Source organism: Acinetobacter sp. YH12046, from assembly GCF_013419905.1.
Taxonomy (GTDB): domain Bacteria; phylum Pseudomonadota; class Gammaproteobacteria; order Pseudomonadales; family Moraxellaceae; genus Acinetobacter.
Genome location: NZ_VOZF01000003.1, coordinates 48,819 through 67,517, shown reverse-complemented (window position 1 = coordinate 67,517; position 18,699 = coordinate 48,819). Strand labels below are relative to the sequence as shown.

Here is an 18,699-nt window from a genome sequence, read left to right as displayed (position 1 = left end):
CTGCTATAAAAAATCCCAGCCGAAGCCGGGATTTTTTTATATTAAATTGGTCAATTAGTAAGGATAGTTAGGGAGAGGGCCGTTTGCTGGAATGGTGAGCCATTGTCCTGTTGCCAGGCGATTTGAACCGCCATCTGGTTGCGCATAGAAATACAAAGGTGCGGTAGGCAGATTAAGCATGGCGACTGAAGCATGTGCGGTTGCAGTTAAAGGCAAGCCATAAAGTGCATAGAAATCTTTAAGATCATAGCCCATGATTTTTGAACTGAGTACATAAATCAGGTCAGGGCGGCTCATGTTTTTCGCATTAAATGCACCTAGTCCCAGTTTATTCTTATCTGCTTGAGAAGCTTTACTTAAATCGATCTGGTTATATAAACGTTGTGCCGTATTCAGTAGGCGTATGAACTCAAATACACCCTGAAGATCAGGTCGCGATTTACCTTGATGTAAACGGGTATAGTTCATGGCCATCTGGATATGGAAGGCCTGCATCGATACATGATAGCCATCTTGCCATAAGCGTTTTTCCATGGCGGCACGTTGTACCTCACCTGACAGACCAAGACTTCGTGTATCCTTGATATTGGCATATAAAGTTGGGTGACGGAAATTGCTGGCATTACTGTCCTGAGCATATAGATGATATTTACGCATCATGCTTAGGCCTGCCAGAATGTTGTTATTACATTCCACTACGCAACCAATAGTTTTCCCGGTTTCAGTGGAAGGGAATACCATGGTTAAGACATCCTGAACAGTATTATGTCCCAGTTCATGCACCCAGCCCCAACCGGTATCAATGCCAGTTGACCCATCTGATGGATTTCCTGAGCACAGGAAGCCACAGGTCGCAATCCAGCCCACAAAATGTTGAACACGGGGCACGATGAACTGTGCCGGTACAATCCCAGCCTAATTCATTACAACGCTGTGCCGTACTGCTATCCAGCGGCATGTTGTTATAACCGTTGGCAATGTGGTTACTGTCAAAGATTACGCCCTTAATCTGATCCACATAGGTACGTGCCGATCGATCACCAATGGCTTTTAAGGCATAGTCATTGGTCTGTTGAATTTCACCACCAACAAATTTAAAAGTGTTCCAGCCGAAGTTTCTACTTTGCAGGATGCTGGTTGCTTCGCTAATATCCGCTTCAGTGATCATTTGAGTAAAATCATAATGCGCATATTTTGCTGCGCCTTTGATTTTTAAGGTCACCACCGAGCCTGCTTTGGCATTGCTGTAATTCAACATCAATGGTCCACCGAACGGGCTAATAAAGTCATTGCTTTGAGTGGCGTCTAATTTTACGGTGAAACTATTGGGACGGCGAGGACGTTTATAGCCGCCATCATCAAAGGGATTGCCCCAGGCACGTAAATAGCTGGTCTGGACTGAAAGCTGCGCACCCTGAGCATCAACAATCTCAATACTGACAGGTTTGCCCGGAATGCTGGCACGACCAATTGTGGTAATTCCACTGCCTTGTGGAATGGTCACGGTAATGGTTTCGGCTTGAGCACTGACAGCCATGTTTTGTGCAGAGGCTGGCATATAATCGCCGGCACCATTTGGATTCACCAATGTGGTTTTGCGTTTATAGTCCGTCCAGGAGTCGCTGGCATAGGTACGCATAAAAGTCAGAGCATCGCCATTTTTCGACAGTCCGCTGTAATTCACGCCTGGACGCCAGAGATCTGCCAATAACACCAAAGCTTTTAGAATCTGATTATTATTTTTTGCGCTAAATGCAGTAATGCCTTGTGCATTTAAATTTTGTAGATTGGTAGAAGCTTTATTGATGGTTTGAATCAACGGATTATTGGCATTTAAATCACCTAGACGTGCCGCACTTGGTGACTTGAAATATTCCAACATTTGGATCGTACTATCAATGTCATTCACTTTATTCCATTGATCTGTGATGGAACGTCCTGAAGACATGAGTAAAGTATCTTGGCCACGCCAGTAATTATTATTGGTTTCAATCTTCAATGCCGAAAAGATTTTTTCCATCGGTGTAGTGACGTTATAACCCATTGCCTGGAAATATATTAGCTTACCTGCCTCCAGATATTCCTGAATCAAGCTGGATTCAAAATTATTGGCGCCAATATTACTGCCTAAAATCATCAGGTCAGCATCTTTCCAGCAGGTATTGGTTTGATCCAGTACATTACATTGTAGAAAGGTAACTTTAACCCCTAAATGCTGGGCAAAATAATTCTCTATCATGCTCAGGTTGGTTTGTGCCAGACCATTTACGGTAAGTTTTAGTTCTTGTTTAGGCTGTGCTTGTGTTTTCCCAGTTAATAGCCAGCGAAAACCATTGTTGAGCACGGGTGCAAAATCTACCATGTCAGGATTATTCGCTGAGATCCCCCCAAGCATATTCTGGCCAAAAGCCAGCGCACGGCCTTTACCGATTTGTGATGCGACTCCCAAACCACAGCCTTTATTCGCCTGCTGACTTAAATTCCAGCCGCAGGCTTGATCTGAAACTGCGATTGGTAAAGCTGCGCTTAAATCATAAGGATAAAGATTAATCGAAGCAGTTGGCGTAAATTGCAGTTGAGGTTGCAAAACTTTGCCATTCGAACTGGTATAGAGTGAGGTAATTAAACCCTTTTGTCATGTTTGTTGTTGCTTGGCGAGCTGCAGGGCCCAGTCTAGCAATGTAGCGGAATCTTGCTGAATCAAAGGTCGGGCATCACCTGTGCTCAATGCCTTATTAATCCGGGTGGTTGTTGGCATTTGTGGATTTAAAGGTGGTGTACTGCCATCAGGTGTTTCTACAGGTGAGGGGGATGATTCCTCGTTATCAGATGGATTAGTTGTTGATGGTGGATTAACAGCAGAATCTGGTGTTTCTGCAGGAGAAGATGTTCCGCTACTGCCACCTCCACCACAGGCAATCAGACTCATCGATAGCGATAAGGCTAGTAAGGTTGTTCTCAACCTCAAATAATTTCTTTCCACAATTTTCCCCAAGGTATAACCAAAAAGACGACATTATTTTTAAAGTTGTCGTAAATATCAGATGAGAATTATAGAAGTAAGTGTCGATAAAATAGAACTAATATTTAATTTAAGTATATATTTTTCAATGGTAAATAATTATTAAAAATAATTTTAAATGTGATGTGGGTTGATTTAATTTTTATTTGTTTTAATTAGGCCGCAGTTTAAAAATAGCCTCAATCCCAGCTGAAATTTCATGTTCTATCAGTTTTGACTTCGAACTTGAGCAGGGCTAGCGCGATTCTTTCTACATGTTGATAAGCAGGTTGCTCTAACTCCTCACCGAAAATATCCGGATCAATTTCCTCATAACACCAGTCAATATTTTGATGCTGTTTCATCAAAGCTTCCAGATGCTGTAAGAAGCGATTGCCATCCTGACAAATAGTGACGCCAGTATATAAAAATAGACGTCCATCTGGACTGAGTCGCTGTAAACCCTGTTTGATAATCTTAAAAGACAATTCATTGCCATTCAGTTCATTGCCTCCATGACGGTATTGTCGTTGATCTGGATCAATTAAATAAGGAGGATTGGCAAAAATCAGGTCAAACTGGCCTTCAAGACCAGAAAATAAATTACTCTGCACAGGATGAATCGTATCAAAACCTGAAAAGTCGATATTAATTTGGCTATAGAGAAGGGCTTTCGGATTCAGATCTGCGACAAAGATTTCCTCATGATCTGGAAAATGTTTAGCTATATGAATTGCAGCAGCAGAAGTGCCACAGCATATTTCAGCCGCCCGTTTAAAAGAATTGGCCTGGCAAGATAAATACTGCTTTAAATGATAGGCAAAACGGTAAGTATCAGGACCAAAAAAAACAGCGTCCTGTTGGGTGGTGGGAAAGGCTGAGTGAATAAATAATTCGTCTTCGAGTGAAGCGACTCTGATCAGACTTTTATATGTATTATCCTGAACTTCCAAAAGCTGATGCTCTAATAATAATGAAAAAAGAACAGGATCAAGATCGGTAATTGTAAATTCCAGATTCCAGCCAAAGATATCCTGTAGGGTTTTATATTTATTTTTTTCGCTTCTTTTACGATCCAGAATCCGTTGATGGGAAAGTGGGGTAATGGCCGTAAACTGATATTGCTGCTGTTTTAAAAAGTCTAATAAAAAGTGCAGAGCTTGTTGCTGGCTGCTTTGGATTTCTAAAATCTGGTTCATTAGATGTGCTCTTCGGTTTATTTAGAATAAATGAAAAGGTGCATACACCTGTTTAATCTATACAAGATAATGACCAGAACAGCCATTCGCTATATTGATTCAATCAAAATGGATCAGCTCAATCTTCGCTCAAAATTTACTGTTGTTCGGTAAAAAACTGATGTGAATTGGTTTAATTTGTATAGTGGTATATTGAAGCCCAAATCCTTATAAAGAATGAATCACTTTTATTTTTATATGTTTTCTATAAAAATGCCGACTGATCAAAATGATGAGTCGGCATAGACTGAATATAAATAGAAGTTTTAATGGGTAGCTTCTGGTAAATCAAACCAGATCACCTGAGCATCTTCAATTGCTTTAATTTCTGCGTCATCAATAAAGGCAATCGCACCACCAGCTTCAACTGTATATTCCGAAATTTGTACTGAACCAGAAATCACATGTACATAATTGATATGCTGGGTTGCCTTAATATCTAGACTTTGACCTTGCTGGATCACTGCGGTTTTGACTTCTGCATTTTGACGAATGTGCATGGGTGCATTGTCATTTGGTCCACAAATTAAATGCCATTGATTTGGTTGTTCTTTTGCGTCCAGACGAATTTGCTGATAATTTGGCTGAGCATCATGTTCATTCGGAATGATCCAGATTTGCAGGAGATGCACCTGTTCATCGCCCTGGTTCATTTCACTATGACGTACACCGGTTCCAGCACTCATCAGTTGCCATTCACCTGCTGCAATACCGCCATGATTGCCCATACTGTCCTGATGAGTAATCGTGCCTTTCAATACACAGGTCAGGATTTCCATATTGTCATGCGGATGGGTACCAAAGCCCTGATGTGCATCAATCAGATCATCATTAATAACGCGTAATGCACTCACGCCCATATGGTTCGGATTGTACCAGTTGCCAAATGAGAAGCTGTGTTTAGACTCCAGCCAGCCCATTTTTACATGACCACGATTTTCACTTGGATGTAGAAAAGCTTTCATGAATTTATCTCACTTTAATTTTTAACTTGAGATCATCATAACGTTGTTTTAATTCTTAAAAAATTATAAACAGGCGACAGATCATTGCATTTTTGCAACGATATAAGAGAAAGCAGGTATAAAAAAGCCCACTCGTAAGCGGGCTTAGGTATTTAAATAAAGATTATTCAAGGAAACGGACAGTTACGCCTGATTTCACTTTACGGCCTAAATCATTCGCATCCCAGTTAGTCAGACGGATACAACCATGTGACGCAGTTTTAGAGATTGCAGATGGATTTGGCGTACCATGAATACCAAATGATTTTTTGCTTAAACCGATCCAGATATTACCTACAGGACCGTTTGGACCAGGTGGTAAAGAAAGTGGTTTCTTGTTGTTGCCTTGAACAAAGTTAGATGGTGAGTAGCTATACCATGGGTTTTTCGCTACGCCAGTCACTTTATAAGTTCCTGTTGGCGATGGAGTACTCGAACTGCCAATCGTTGCAGGGAAAGAAGCGATCATCTGGTTACGGCTATTGAACAGATAAAGCTGCTTAGCACCTTTATGCGCCACAATTAAATGAATATCTTCAGGCACTTCATTGCGGATATTGGCAACAATCAGCTTTTCCCCAGCTTTCTTAAAGGTAGCTTTTGGATTTAACTTTTTCAAAAAGTCTTCATCCATATGGAATTTTTCACCCAGCATTTCAGTTACGCGAGTGTAATACAGACCTTTCATTTTTGCCTGTAAGGCATAGTCAGAAGGAATAGACTCGGCATAAGGACCTTTCAGGTCTTCTTCAGTGATGGTGTATTCAACAAAAGCAGGCTTAGAACCCTGTTTAGCCAATAGGGCATCCCAAGTTTCCTGAGTCAACGTACCTGTTGGTTTAATGCCATTCATTTGCTGGAAAGATGCGATCGCTTTCAAGGTATTTTTACCGCTAGTACCGTCAATCGCACCTGGAGAAGCATGGGCATTATTCAACATGACATGCGCACGTGCATATACCGGAAATTGGCCTTTACCAATATCTTCATACCAGCTTGCATTATTAAGGCCGTCTAAAGTCCAAGATGCTTTCGCAGCAGCAGAATTTGTCGGTGCTTTAGTCGTGGTTAGAGCAGCACCGATATTGGCAGTCTGGTCTTCAGTATCTTGTAATACATCTAATGCTTCAGAAGCTTTCTTCAGATCTTGTTGTTCTTGAGCACTAATTCGAGTTTCTGCTTGTGCTGCCGAAGCTTCAGTCGCTAAAGGATCAATCGGATCCTGAACCGCAACATCAGTGACAACTTGGGGGTTTAATGGTTGTTCAGCATTAGACGCAGCGAAAACAGTACCTGCGAAAATGCAACCTAGACTCACAGCGAGCATTGTGCGAACGAACATGTAACTCAACCTTAAAAATATTTCGTTAACTATGTGAAAAAACACTATAAGTATTACAGAAAAAATGTGGAGATGCAGTAGTTCTTTTGTGTAGTTCCTCACATTTGATCACTTAACATGATCGGTTTTTAAAGTCATGAGAAGTTATTCAAAATGCAGCCATTTTGTTATGATGTGGGCAATATCAAAGATAGATAGGAAAGTGAATGACGACCTTAAAAAATGATCGTTTTCTGCGCGCATTGTTACGTGAACCTGTAGATACTACCCCTGTATGGATGATGCGTCAGGCAGGCCGTTATTTACCAGAATATCGAGAAACACGTGCCAAAGCAGGGGATTTCCTTTCTCTTTGCAAAAATACTGAATTTGCCTGTGAAGTGACTTTGCAGCCTTTACGCCGTTATGAGCTGGATGCGGCCATTTTATTTTCGGACATTCTGACTGTACCAGATGCTTTAGGTCTGGGTCTGTATTTTGAAGCAGGTGAAGGTCCGAAATTCCACAAAACTGTGCGGACTGAACAGGATGTGGCTAATTTACCCAAATTCAATGCCAAGTCTGACCTTGATTATGTAATGAATGCAGTATCGACCATTCGTTCCGCTTTGGGTGGGCAAGTACCATTGATCGGCTTCTCTGGCAGTCCGTGGACCTTGGCGACATATATGGTTGAAGGGGGTTCGAGCAAAGACTTCCGCTTCACTAAAAACATGATGTATGCACAGCCAGAGGTTCTGCATGCTTTATTAGAACGTTTAGCAGATGCTGTGACTGAATATCTGAATGCCCAGATTGATGCCGGTGCTCAGGCAGTACAGATCTTTGATAGCTGGGGCGGGGCACTTGCTCATCGTGAATATATTGAATTTTCACTCAATTATATGCAGAAAATTGTGGCAGGTTTGCAACGTGAAAAAGATGGCCGCAAGATTCCAGTGATTCTGTTTACCAAAGGTGGCGGTCAATGGCTGGAGCCTATGGTTGCGACCGGTGCAGATGCTTTTGGTCTGGACTGGACTACACCGCTCAATGTTGCGCGTCAGACTGTTGCAGGCCGTGCCGCACTACAAGGCAACCTGGATCCGGCAACTTTATATGGCACTCCAGACGCGATTGCTAAAGCAACCAAGTTGATGCTGGATGATGCCTATGCCAACGGTGAAAAAACCGGTTATGTAGCCAACTTAGGTCATGGCATTACCCAGTGGGTGGATCCAGCCAATCCTAAAGTATTTATTGATACCGTACATGAGTACAGCGCTAAATATCTTTAGGATGTAAACCTTGATCGACTTTTTTAAATCAGGGTTTGAATTTATCTATAAGGCAGCTTCGGCTGCCTTATTTGGGATTCTGCTCCTGCTTGCTTTTGCACAAACCGCATCAATGGGTAGTGAACTATTTTACGGTTTCTACCGCTATGACTATCTATTATTTTTCGCTTTACTGATTCAGGTGGTATTACTCTATACCAAACTGGAATCCTGGGCCGAAGCCAAAGTAATTGCCTTGTTCCATATCATGGCGATGGTCATGGAAATTTTCCTGACCCATCCGGCGATTGCATCCTGGCAATATCCACAACCTGCGATTTTTAAAATACTGACGGTGCCTTTATTTGCCGGCTTTATGTATTCGGCTGTCGGCAGTTTTTTTGCACGTTCCTTACGCTTATACCAAGTTTCATTTGAAAAATTGCCGCGCTTTAGCCATATGCTGGCTTTGGCAGTACTGTCCTACATCAACTTTATGAGTAAATTCTTCATTCCCGACTATCGTTTGCTGTTATTTGTCTGGAGTGTAGTGATGTTCTGGAAAACCAGAATTCGATTTCAGTTGAATCAGCATGCTTTTCAGCTGCCGATGTTACCTGTCCTGTTGATTTTGGCTTTCATTATCTGGGTGGCTGAGAACATCAGTACCTTTTATCAGATCTGGCTATATCCAAGCCAGGTAGAAAAATGGCACATGGTCGGTTGGGGTAAGCTCGGTTCCTGGTATTTACTTTTATTGCTCAGTCTGGTGCTGGTATTAAAGATTCTAGGACAGCGTAATTCTCAAGGTAACTGGAGTCTAAAAACCCGGTAAAACTATTCTGTTTATCTTTATGTAAATCAGACAGTTTTTTCATTGCGCCAAATTAGACTTCCCGCTACTCTCCTGAATGTGTAATGAAGATTACATCATTAGCGTAATAACAAAAGATGCATGAGAATAACCGGAGAATAAGTATGTTAAAAAAGATTATGCTCGCTGTGGTATTGGCAACGGGTTCTGGTATGGCGATGGCGGATAGAGATGTAGGTTGTGGTATTGGTAGCCAGGTATGGGCAGGCCAGTCAGGCATTATTCCTAAGCTGCTTGCAGGTACAACAAACGTCCTGTTTACTAACCAGTGGCTGGGTATTACTTTCGGTACTTTAGGATGTAGCCAGGGCGGTACAGTAACGGCTCAAGTCGTGACTTTTACCAATGAAAATGCTGAGGCATTGGCACGTGATATGGCCGTAGGTGAAGGTGAAAGCCTGAATGTACTGGCTGAACTGCTAAATATCAAGGCAGAAGACAAAGCACGTTTCTTCACTGTATCTAAGCAGAATTTCTCTGAAATCTATTCAGAAGAAAACCAGAATACTTTACAAGTGTTAAGTACTCTACAAACAGTCATGGCTAAAGATGAAGTATTAAAAGCTTATATCTAAGTATCGCTGTAAAAACCCTGCTGTCCTGGCAGGGTTTTCTTATAAATAAAAACTGAAAAGAACCGTTGACTGAATGAAATATGCTTTTTTGCTCCCAGCCTTGCTGTGGAGTCCCCTAAGTTTTGCATCCGAAATTTCTCCAGATATTCAAGCTTATCTAGAACAAGCCACACAAAAAAAATTGCACCAGACCGCGACCTGGAAGCGTTTGATGTATGCCAATGCTGAAGGAAAAAGTGAAGTCAGCTATCCTGGTTATTTTCTGGCAAAGCAGGGCAAGACAGATCTGCAACTTGAATTGGAGCAAAATATACAAGCATTGTTTGAGCCCGCAGAACCCAATCAGTCTGTACGATGTAAATTCCCGGCACGTAGTCAGTGGTTAATGCAACAGCTGAATATTTCTGAACAGCAATTGCCTGAAGCGAGTTGCCCGGATTTTGAGCGCTGGATGAATGAAGTCAAGCCTTATCAGGCGACCCTGATTTATGCCACCGATTATATGGGCAATCCCAGCTCCATGTTTGGTCATACTTTGCTGCGTCTGGATCCCAAAGACCAGCAGCAACTGAATCTGGTTTCTTATGCGGTCAATTATGCTGCCACAGTTGACAGTAATGATAATTGGTCCTTTGCCTGGAAAGGGCTGACCGGACAATATCCGGGGGAATATTCCTTGATGCCGTATTACCGCAAAGTCAAGGAATATGGTGACTTTGAAAGCCGCGATTTATGGGAATATGAACTTAATTTAACACCTGAAGAAACCGGTTTTCTGGTGAAGCATCTCTGGGAAATGCAGCAGGTAAGTTTCCCTTATTATTTCATTAATGATAACTGTGCCTATCGTCTATTAGGGCTTTTTGATCTGGTGCGTCCTGAACTGAACTTGCAGCAGCAATTCGATACCGCCGCGATTCCGGTCGAAACTTTAAAAGTTGTGGAACAGCAGGGACTGATCAGGAAGAAAATTTATCGTCCGGCGCTGGAAACTCAATTGCTGGCTCAAGCCCGGCAACATGGCAAATCCTTGGCAAAAACTGCGCATCAGGTGGCTTATGCAGAAACCTCTGAAATGGAAGCCATGCTGCAACATTATCCGGCTGAAGACCAAGCCAAGATTCTGGAAATGGCCTATGACCATTTATATCTGGATTTCCTTCGCCAGGAAGTAGATGAATCTTTTGCCCAGCCGCGCTTTCGCAAATTATTGGGCCTAAGAAGTCAGTTGGCGATAGACAAACAGCGTCAGCAGCCAGAGCGTCCAAAAATAGATCCGGTTCAAAGCCATCATGCCCGAAATATCGTTCTTGAAACTGGGCAAGTACAGGGTGAGACTTTTGTGCAGTTGGGTCATCGTCAGGCTTATCACGACCTCATGGATCCGCAAGGTGGGCTGCGTACTGGAACCCAATTATTATTCCTGGATGGTGCATTGCAATACCGTGATGACCGCGTGAAGCTGGAGCACCTGGATCTACTTACAGTGAATTCCTATAATCCGATCAATGCATTTAAAGCGCCGTTATCTTGGGGCTTTAATTTAGGCTGGAAACAGGAAGCACTGGATCAGTATGGCCATTTTAGTACCGAGCAACAGCATGGTGTAGCCAATTTCCAGGTTCAGGGTGGCTATAGCTGGGCAAATGAAGCACGTGAACATCTCTGCTATGTGCAGCTACAAAATCATGTGCAGGCTGGAAAAGCACTAGACAAAGGATGGCGTGTCGGTATGGGGCCAACGGTGGGTTGCCAGAATATCTGGACAGATCAGATCAATAGTCTGGTACAGGTGGAACTGCCGTATTGGGAAGACTCCCATCAGTGGCAACTGAAATTGAAAAGCCAGTTACAATATGCATGGAATACACAAAATGCCATTCGGGCGGGCTGGGAATATCAGCAACAGGAATCGAAAGACTGGGAAAAATGGAGTCTGGGCTTAGTCCATTATTTTTAATTTGGCTAACATAACATCGAATATTGAGTAAATTAATTTTATAGATCAAATGACTTGTATTTGAATGTTTAAAATAAATTTATGTTCGGAGACTTCTACCGATATTATCAAAGATTGTATTCAATAATTGGGTTAAAATGCCTGAATATTGTTGTATTTGTCACATAATATCACTGCGAATCGCAAAGTATCGGGAAAAGTTATATGAATAATGAGTGTATGGCTATGCTGGCGGAGCAGTGGAAGCAAATCTGTCAAAATTATTCATCAGATGATTTGCTACACGCATTTCAGTTTATTCAAGACCACTCTTTGGTACTGGTAGAAGAATTCTATAAAAATATGCTTCTGGAAGAAGAAGCATCTCAGTATTTTACTGATGAGCTGATTCAGCAGCGTTTACGCGATACTTTACATCAATGGCTTTCAGAAAGTTTTAGTGTAGCGCTGAATAAGCGTTATGCAGAGGCTGTGCAAAAACAGAATATCGTTGGACATGTGCATGCACGCGTCGGGATTCCATCCTGGCTGATTATGCGCGGTGTACGAGAAATTCAGCGCAAAATGTTTGAATTGCTGAGTTTAAATCCGCAGCCGAACATGCTTACTACCTGTAGTTATATTGTACAAATCATGGGATTTGCCACAGAAATTATGTGTCGTTCCTATGAGGCGAAATCCGTCCAGAATCAGGAAATGAAGCACAGTTACCGGGTATTTTCTGCAATGCAAGATGTCGCGGTACAAAAAGATAAACAGCGCAGTTCATTGCTGGATTGGGAAAATGAGCTGATGTTCAAGGTCTTTTCTGGAACTACAGGCATTAGACATCAAATGCTGTCCAAGTCAGAATTTGGCTTATGGTTTATTCATAAGGCGTCTTATGCCTTTACCGGTTCTGATCAGGTCGATTTAATTATCGAGCGAATTTATCAGATCGATACGCTGAATCAGGCAGTGCTGGAATGTACTGAAAAAGATCAGATGCTGAATCTGATTCAAAGTATTCGTGACTTAAACCGTGAAATACAGCACTTGGTCGATCAATTATTCCAGGTTGCAGATTACATCGAATCTGGAAATGACTCTCTAACCCAGTTATTGAATCGCCGTTATTTAAATACCATTATTTCACGTGAAATCAATTTCTCTCGTGATAACCAGACACCATTATCCTTGCTAGCGATTGATGCCGACTTCTTCAAAGCCATTAATGATAAATATGGTCATGCAGCCGGCGATCTGGCCTTAAAATTTATTGCTGATGCCCTACAGAAATACATTCAGGGCAGTGACTATGCGTTCCGTGTCGGTGGTGAGGAATTCCTGCTGCTGCTGGTGGATTCCGATGAAAGACGCGCGCTAAATATTGCTGAAAATATCCGTACATATGTAGAGCATGGCCTGATCAGTACGGCTCAAGGACAGCAATTTAGACTCACAGTTAGTATCGGCTGCGCGTTATTTGATGGTCATCCGGATTACCAAAGATTCCTGGATGCCGCAGATGCTGCACTGTATATGGCTAAAAATACAGGGCGTAACCGGGTCTATCTGGCGCAACCTTCTCAAATTCAGGGCGCACAAAAAGCGTCTGTCTAATTTAAAATTTGCTGCTGAATCGCAGCCTGAAATTGCTGTTTTTGCCGTACATATTCGGGATGGACTTTGGCTTTATCCCATTTTTGTTTAAATATTTTCGCTGCAGCAGCTTTAACCGGATCTTCAGAACTGCGCGGCAATTCCTCACGCCCATGCGCACCACTTAAACCCTTTTTATCATCTGGAACCGGACCATCGTATTTTTTGCCGCCTTTATGATTGGCATAACGTCGGGCGCGGGTATAACCCATTTGTAAAAACTTGCGTGCCATATCGGCCCCGACGAAATCTTCCTGTTTTAAATATTCTAGAAACAGGGCATAAATTTTTTCACTACTGGCTTGGGCTTTTTCCGCATCTGCAAAACGCCAGTGGGGCAGAATTTCCGACTTATAAGGTTCTACTAAAAGCACGCCTTGCTCACCGCGTCCAATCCGGTATAAGTCTGGACGTTTACGGAAATCAATTTTTTTAAAATCTAGACTATAGTCAAAACTATTTGAATGAACACGTGAAGGGCGTTTAGGCGGATCAGGCTGTTTTCTACTCATGGCTGTTTCCAGAATTTATACACTTGGATCATGCAGCCTTCTAAACAAAAGATCTGTATTTAAACATGGCAGGAAATGTAGTCAGGAAATTAATTATGCAGCATCAATTTGTTTATTTTTAAAACTAGGGAAGTTAAGTTAATGAGACAACTTTTTGAAAAGAATGTAGGGATAAAATTTTAAGAAATTGAATGAATACGTAGAAAAGTTAAGGAATTGATTGCAAAATTCCTTAACTGATGAAGATATTGAATTCGTACTTATCTTTTAACTTTCTACCACGACATAATATTTTTTAACGGCTTCAACCACTTCAAAAGTGCCAATAAAACCGGGTGGAATAATGCCGGCTTCACCTGCTTTGATTTCAACAAAGGATTGTCTTTGAGCATCATGTAAACGGACGATCCCTTCGATTACCTGAAAGAATTCCTGTTTATTCTCGGCAAATACGATATTCCACGCACCCACTTCACATTGCCAGATTCCGCAATCCATATTGGGATGTTGATAGGCACTCTGAGTCAGGCGTTTAGGATTGCCTTTAACCAGCCGGTCTGGCCGTGGATAATCGATACTTTCTTCAGCCTGGCCTAAACCTTGACCCGCAATCCAAATAGATGACATTTTCGTAACCTCACCGTGTAAAAAAGCCCCAATATCAATTGAGGCTTTCATGTATGAATCTATATTAATAACTTTCTGGTACAGCGCCTAAAAACTCACGGCGGACTTCTTTATCGGTTTTAAAGTCACCGATAAATGACACCGTACGCGTCGTCGATTCCTGTTTGCCAACACCACGCATCATCATACACATATGTGCTGAATCAATCATCACAGCCACACCACGTGCATTGGTGACTTCAGCAACCGCTTCTGCGATTTGCTGGGTCAGATTTTCCTGAATCTGCAAACGACGGGCAAACATTTCAGTAATTCGGGCAAATTTAGACAGCCCCAATACCTTGCCTTCAGGTAAATAGGCAATATGTACACGGCCATAAAATGGCAATAAATGGTGTTCGCAGAGTGAATAAAATTCGATATTTTTCACTAAAACCATTTCACGGTTATCTGATGGAAAAACCGCACTATTGGTCACTTCTTCCAGAGTCTGGCTATAACCTGAGGTTAAATACGAAAACGCTTTCGCAGCACGCACGGGCGTATCTTTGAGACCAGGGCGATTGAGATCTTCACCAACGGCAGTAAGAATGTTTGCGTAAGATTGCTGCATAGTCATATGACGTATTCACTTAAACTGAGAATGAACAAGGACGGCATTGTAGCAGAAATCTTTTACAATGCCTTATTTTGGGGGTAAATCCGCTTACTGTTTAAACTTTGGATTTTTTTCTGCACGTTTTAGCAAAACTAAAACTGCGCCAGTGCCACCCTGTTTTTCAGGCGCACTGACAAAGGCCAGAACATCACGGTGCTGACGTAACCAGCCGTTGACATAAGTTTTTAAAATCGCTTCCGGCCCTTTGCCATGTACGATCTTGATCACGTTCTGGTTTTCATCTTTGGCGATCTGGATAATCTGAAGCACAGCCTGACGTGCCTCTTCGACCGTACAACCATGCAGGTCGACAGCTTCGAACCAGCGCAGATTGCCTGCTTTTAAATCTTCAAAAACCTTATGCTGCAAGGTCGCAATGCGGTAGCTTAAGCTCGCCTGACTGCCAACCGGATTGAGCATGGCTTGAGTATCAGACAGGACGGTTTCATCGGTATGCATGGGGCCTTCGGCAGCAGCACGCTTGGCCAAAGTTTGCGCATCGACTTTTTTCTTGGGAGATTTTTCTATTTTCGCAATATTGCCGGCATCAATTTTTTGTACGCCTTGCATCTGCTTGCGAAATAGATCGAGGTCTTCCTCCTGTTCCTGCTCCGCTGTTTTCACGACAGGGGCAACAGGTTCAGCCTTAGGCTGAGGATGACTAATTTGCTTTTTAAGATCTTTGAGTAAATTGTACTGATCTTTAGAAAGCGAAGAATCGTGTTTGCTCATAATCTGGAAACGGGGGAGATACTGAATTTGGTAAATTATAGTCTTAAATGACTGAAAGGAGAAATGAATTGCACTAAATACAACATATCCCAAACCCAGCATTAATTTCTCAATAGTTTTCTAAGATTGTATAGCTTGATGAACTTTAAATAGAAAATAATTCATGAATATTCTCCTTTTATCATCTTAACAGTTGCCTCGATGGAACATCTCTCTTTAAATATAAATCAATCAAACCTGGAAAATAAAAAAATGAGTTATTCAGGCAGTTGTTTGTGTGGCGATGTCCAGTTCAAAGTAAATACGAATATTCAGGCCATGTATCATTGTCACTGCAGTTTATGTCGTAAACAGAGTGGTACGGCCGCGAATGCAGCAACTTTAGTTCATCAGCAATATTTTGAATGGACCTCAGAACAGACTTCAATTTCCTGCTATCAAAAAGAGACCGGATTTCGTTCTCATTTTTGTCAACACTGTGGCTCGCCTGTACCGAATCAGGTAGGTACAATTGCATTGATCTGGATTCCTTTAGGGCTTCTGGATCAAGCACCCAAAATTCAGCACAGACTGAGTTTTTGTCTGAACTCGAAGGTGGATTGGGCAGATGAAATCAAGGCGGATAAGTCCTATTCTGAACTGCCAGAATTTGAAAAATTAATCTCTTATTTTGATCATTCAACTCAGTATTAAATGAATTTGGTTAATAGAAATAAAAAAAGCCCCATGCTGAGATGGGGCTTTTTTTATACTTAATATTTTAAACCGATTCAGGCTCACCGAATAAATCACGGAAAGCATGATCTGGACGTGGCTGTTTCATGAAACTTTCACCGACCAGGAAGGCATGAATATCATGTTCCTGCATCATCGAAACATCAGCAGGGGTCGCAATACCGCTTTCAGTGACCAGCAGGCGTGAAGGATCCAGTAATTTTTTCAGACGTAGTGATGTATTCAGGTCGACATCAAAAGTTTTTAAATTACGGTTGTTCACACCCAGCAGACAACGATCAGAAAGTTTTAAAGCACGTCCTAATTCTTCTTCATCATGCACTTCAACCAGTACATCCAGATTATGCTCAAATGCGGTTTTAGACATTTCCTCTAACTGCTGATCAGACAGACAGGCCACGATCAGCAAGATACAGTCTGCATGTAGTGCACGCGCTTCAATCACGCCATAAGGATCGATCAGGAAGTCTTTACGCAACGCAGGCAAGTCACAGTGCGAACGGGCGATCTGAATATTTTCATCAGCACCCTGAAAAAAATCCACATCAGTCAGTACAGATAAACAGGCAGCGCCGGCATCCTGATATTGCGCCGCAATTTCTGCAGGATTGAAGTTTTCACGAATCACGCCTTTGGACGGAGAAGCCTTTTTAATTTCAGCGATTACACCCGGACGTTTAGACATTAAAGATTGAGCAAAACCACGTACAGGTGTCGCGCCTTGAGCTAACTCTTCTATATCCTTATAGCTTTTCTGCTTCAAACGAAGAGCGAACTCTTCTTTCTTACGATCAACAATTTTACCCAAAATTGTATTTGCAATATCAACCATGATTCAAATTCCTGACCGTATTAAGCTTCATATTGTTTGATGGTTTTGGTGAATTCAGACAGCACGCTCATTTTTTCCAGTGCCTGGCCACCATAAATAATATCGTGTGCCAATGCCACACCTTGCTTATAGCTTGAAGTCAGGCCTGATACATAAATACCAGCACCGGCATTTAGGGCAATCATATTGGCAGCCTTATGACCGATCTCAGATTTCTTCTTGCCTAAGGCATCTTTAATCAGAGCCAGACTTTCTGCTGAACTTTCAATAATTAAGCCAGTTAAGGTTTGCGATTCAATGTCGACCTGTTCAGGAATGATTTCCCATTCAGTGATTTCACCGTTTTTCAGCTCAGCCACATGCGTCGAAGAAGCCAGACTGATTTCATCTAAGCCATCACGTGAATGTACGACCATGACATGTTCAGCACCGAGCTGTTTCATGACTTCTGCAATTGGGCGGCAAAGTTCATTGGAAAATACCCCGATGACCAAACGTTTTACGCCGGCCGGATTCGTAAGCGGGCCGAGCAGGTTGAAAATACTGCGAATACCCAGTTCTTTACGTGGACCAATCGCATATTTCATGGCTTTGTGATGATTCGGTGCGAACAGGAAGCCCACACCAATATCACGGATACAGCGTTCGGTTTGCTGCATATTCAAATCAAGATTAATGCCTGCCTGTTCCAGTAAATCTGAAGAGCCTGATTTGGTAGAAACACCACGGTTACCATGTTTGGCAATCGTTGCACCAGCTGCTGCAATTACAAAGGCTGAAGCGGTAGATACGTTAAACAGGTTTTGTCCATCACCGCCTGTACCGACGATATCCACCAGATGAGGGACATCACTGACATCAATTTTGGTTGCCAGTTCACGCATGACACGTGCTGCAGCAGTAATCTCGTCAATACTTTCGCCTTTCAGGCGTAGACCCATGAGCAGAGCACCGATCTGGGCATCGGTTGCTTCGCCAGACATAATGGTGCGCATCACGTCTTCCATTTGTTCCTGAGTCAGGTGAATGTTTTTAGTAATATTGCTTAAAGCTTGTTGAATATTCATGACTTGCGTTTTGCCCATTATGCGTAAATTTCAAGAAAGTTTTTAAAGATTTGATGACCATGCTGGCTCAGGATTGATTCCGGATGGAACTGCACACCTTCAATCGGTAGTGTCTTATGTTTAATCCCCATGATTTCTTCCATAGAGCCATCTTCTTCATTGGTCCAGCAGGTCACTTCCAGGCATTCTGGCAAAGTGGCCTGATCAATCACCAGCGAGTGGTAACGCGTCGCAGAAAAAGGATTTGGCAGATTGCTGAAAATACCTTTGTCGCTGTGATACATATCAGACAAACGCCCATGCATGACGCGTTTGGCACGAATAATATCGCCACCAAAAGCCTGACCAATACTTTGATGCCCCAAACAAACACCGAGCAGGGGAATCTTGCCGCCAAAATGCTGAATGGCAGGAATCGAAATTCCCGCTTCACTTGGCGAACATGGACCAGGACCAATCACCAGATACTTGGGTTGCCATCGCTCAATATCCTCCAATGTCACGGCATCATTGCGGACTACTTTTACTTCTTGATTTAGTTCGCCAAAATACTGGACGATGTTATAAGTAAAGGAGTCATAGTTGTCGATCATGAGAAGCATATTGAGCCTAACCTCTTGAATTTTCGTATATTACTTAACATTG

Annotated in this window: 17 protein-coding genes and 1 pseudogene; 6 read left to right on the top strand and 12 right to left on the bottom strand. The window is 42.3% G+C overall.

The window, feature by feature from the left end:
• Positions 1–54: 54 nt before the first annotated feature.
• The 5 genes and pseudogenes from FTU03_RS03405 to FTU03_RS03390 all read right to left on the bottom strand — a co-directional run bounded on the left by FTU03_RS03405 (position 55) and on the right by FTU03_RS03390 (position 6,585).
• Positions 55–2,587, bottom strand: a pseudogene (locus tag FTU03_RS03405) (ImpA family metalloprotease).
• A gap of 48 nt (positions 2,588–2,635) precedes the next feature.
• Entirely contained in the window at positions 2,636–2,983 is a 348-nt protein-coding gene (locus FTU03_RS16155) for a hypothetical protein (RefSeq protein ID WP_257224147.1), read from the bottom strand.
• A gap of 236 nt (positions 2,984–3,219) precedes the next feature.
• The gene (locus tag FTU03_RS03400; RefSeq protein ID WP_179992062.1) at positions 3,220–4,200 is read right to left on the bottom strand and encodes a class I SAM-dependent methyltransferase; all 981 of its coding nucleotides are present in this window, start codon (positions 4,198–4,200) and stop codon (positions 3,220–3,222) included.
• A gap of 305 nt (positions 4,201–4,505) precedes the next feature.
• Complete coding sequence (locus tag FTU03_RS03395) at positions 4,506–5,204, bottom strand: pirin-like bicupin family protein (protein WP_179992061.1); 699 nt, start codon at positions 5,202–5,204, stop codon at positions 4,506–4,508.
• A gap of 163 nt (positions 5,205–5,367) precedes the next feature.
• The gene (locus tag FTU03_RS03390) at positions 5,368–6,585 is read right to left on the bottom strand and encodes a L,D-transpeptidase family protein (RefSeq protein WP_179992060.1); all 1,218 of its coding nucleotides are present in this window, start codon (positions 6,583–6,585) and stop codon (positions 5,368–5,370) included.
• Between the two features lie 206 nt (positions 6,586–6,791).
• Here FTU03_RS03390 and hemE point away from each other — a divergent pair, with 206 nt between their 5' ends.
• The 5 genes from hemE (at position 6,792) to FTU03_RS03365 (ending at position 12,852) form a co-directional block, all read left to right on the top strand.
• Positions 6,792–7,862: a uroporphyrinogen decarboxylase gene (gene hemE, locus FTU03_RS03385; protein WP_179992059.1), complete on the top strand. Its 1,071-nt coding sequence runs from the start codon at positions 6,792–6,794 to the stop codon at positions 7,860–7,862.
• A gap of 10 nt (positions 7,863–7,872) precedes the next feature.
• Complete coding sequence (locus FTU03_RS03380; protein ID WP_179992058.1) at positions 7,873–8,676, top strand: DUF817 family protein; 804 nt, start codon at positions 7,873–7,875, stop codon at positions 8,674–8,676.
• Between the two features lie 143 nt (positions 8,677–8,819).
• Positions 8,820–9,290: a DUF3015 family protein gene (locus FTU03_RS03375; protein ID WP_004782788.1), complete on the top strand. Its 471-nt coding sequence runs from the start codon at positions 8,820–8,822 to the stop codon at positions 9,288–9,290.
• Between the two features lie 73 nt (positions 9,291–9,363).
• Complete coding sequence (locus FTU03_RS03370) at positions 9,364–11,250, top strand: DUF4105 domain-containing protein (RefSeq protein ID WP_179992057.1); 1,887 nt, start codon at positions 9,364–9,366, stop codon at positions 11,248–11,250.
• A gap of 204 nt (positions 11,251–11,454) precedes the next feature.
• On the top strand, positions 11,455–12,852 hold the full coding sequence (locus tag FTU03_RS03365) for a diguanylate cyclase (protein ID WP_179992056.1): 1,398 nt from the start codon (positions 11,455–11,457) through the stop codon (positions 12,850–12,852).
• Here the strand turns inward: FTU03_RS03365 and FTU03_RS03360 are convergent.
• The 4 genes from FTU03_RS03360 to FTU03_RS03345 all read right to left on the bottom strand — a co-directional run bounded on the left by FTU03_RS03360 (position 12,849) and on the right by FTU03_RS03345 (position 15,420).
• Complete coding sequence (locus tag FTU03_RS03360) at positions 12,849–13,403, bottom strand: DUF4385 domain-containing protein (RefSeq protein ID WP_179992055.1); 555 nt, start codon at positions 13,401–13,403, stop codon at positions 12,849–12,851. The genes FTU03_RS03365 and FTU03_RS03360 overlap by 4 nt on opposite strands.
• Before the next feature lie 267 nt (positions 13,404–13,670).
• Positions 13,671–14,030, bottom strand: a complete 360-nt coding sequence (locus FTU03_RS03355) for a cupin domain-containing protein (RefSeq protein WP_159124404.1) — start codon at positions 14,028–14,030, stop codon at positions 13,671–13,673.
• Between the two features lie 64 nt (positions 14,031–14,094).
• Positions 14,095–14,643, bottom strand: coding sequence for a GTP cyclohydrolase I FolE (gene folE, locus FTU03_RS03350; RefSeq protein WP_171064799.1), 549 nt, complete (start codon positions 14,641–14,643; stop codon positions 14,095–14,097).
• A 93-nt stretch (positions 14,644–14,736) separates the two neighbouring features.
• Complete coding sequence (locus tag FTU03_RS03345) at positions 14,737–15,420, bottom strand: Smr/MutS family protein (protein ID WP_034590020.1); 684 nt, start codon at positions 15,418–15,420, stop codon at positions 14,737–14,739.
• Positions 15,421–15,672: 252 nt separating this feature from the next.
• On the opposite strand from FTU03_RS03345, the gene FTU03_RS03340 reads away from it, so the two are divergent.
• Complete coding sequence (locus tag FTU03_RS03340; protein WP_179992054.1) at positions 15,673–16,113, top strand: GFA family protein; 441 nt, start codon at positions 15,673–15,675, stop codon at positions 16,111–16,113.
• 67 nt (positions 16,114–16,180) lie between these two features.
• Here FTU03_RS03340 and trpC read toward each other — a convergent pair whose 3' ends face one another.
• From trpC to FTU03_RS03325, 3 genes are read right to left on the bottom strand one after another with little or no spacing between them, the layout of a single operon-like run.
• Positions 16,181–16,987, bottom strand: coding sequence for an indole-3-glycerol phosphate synthase TrpC (gene trpC / locus FTU03_RS03335; RefSeq protein ID WP_159124402.1), 807 nt, complete (start codon positions 16,985–16,987; stop codon positions 16,181–16,183).
• 20 nt (positions 16,988–17,007) lie between these two features.
• The gene (gene trpD, locus FTU03_RS03330; protein WP_034590018.1) at positions 17,008–18,054 is read right to left on the bottom strand and encodes an anthranilate phosphoribosyltransferase; all 1,047 of its coding nucleotides are present in this window, start codon (positions 18,052–18,054) and stop codon (positions 17,008–17,010) included.
• 17 nt (positions 18,055–18,071) lie between these two features.
• Entirely contained in the window at positions 18,072–18,656 is a 585-nt protein-coding gene (locus FTU03_RS03325; RefSeq protein WP_004782771.1) for an aminodeoxychorismate/anthranilate synthase component II, read from the bottom strand.
• Positions 18,657–18,699 lie beyond the last annotated feature (43 nt).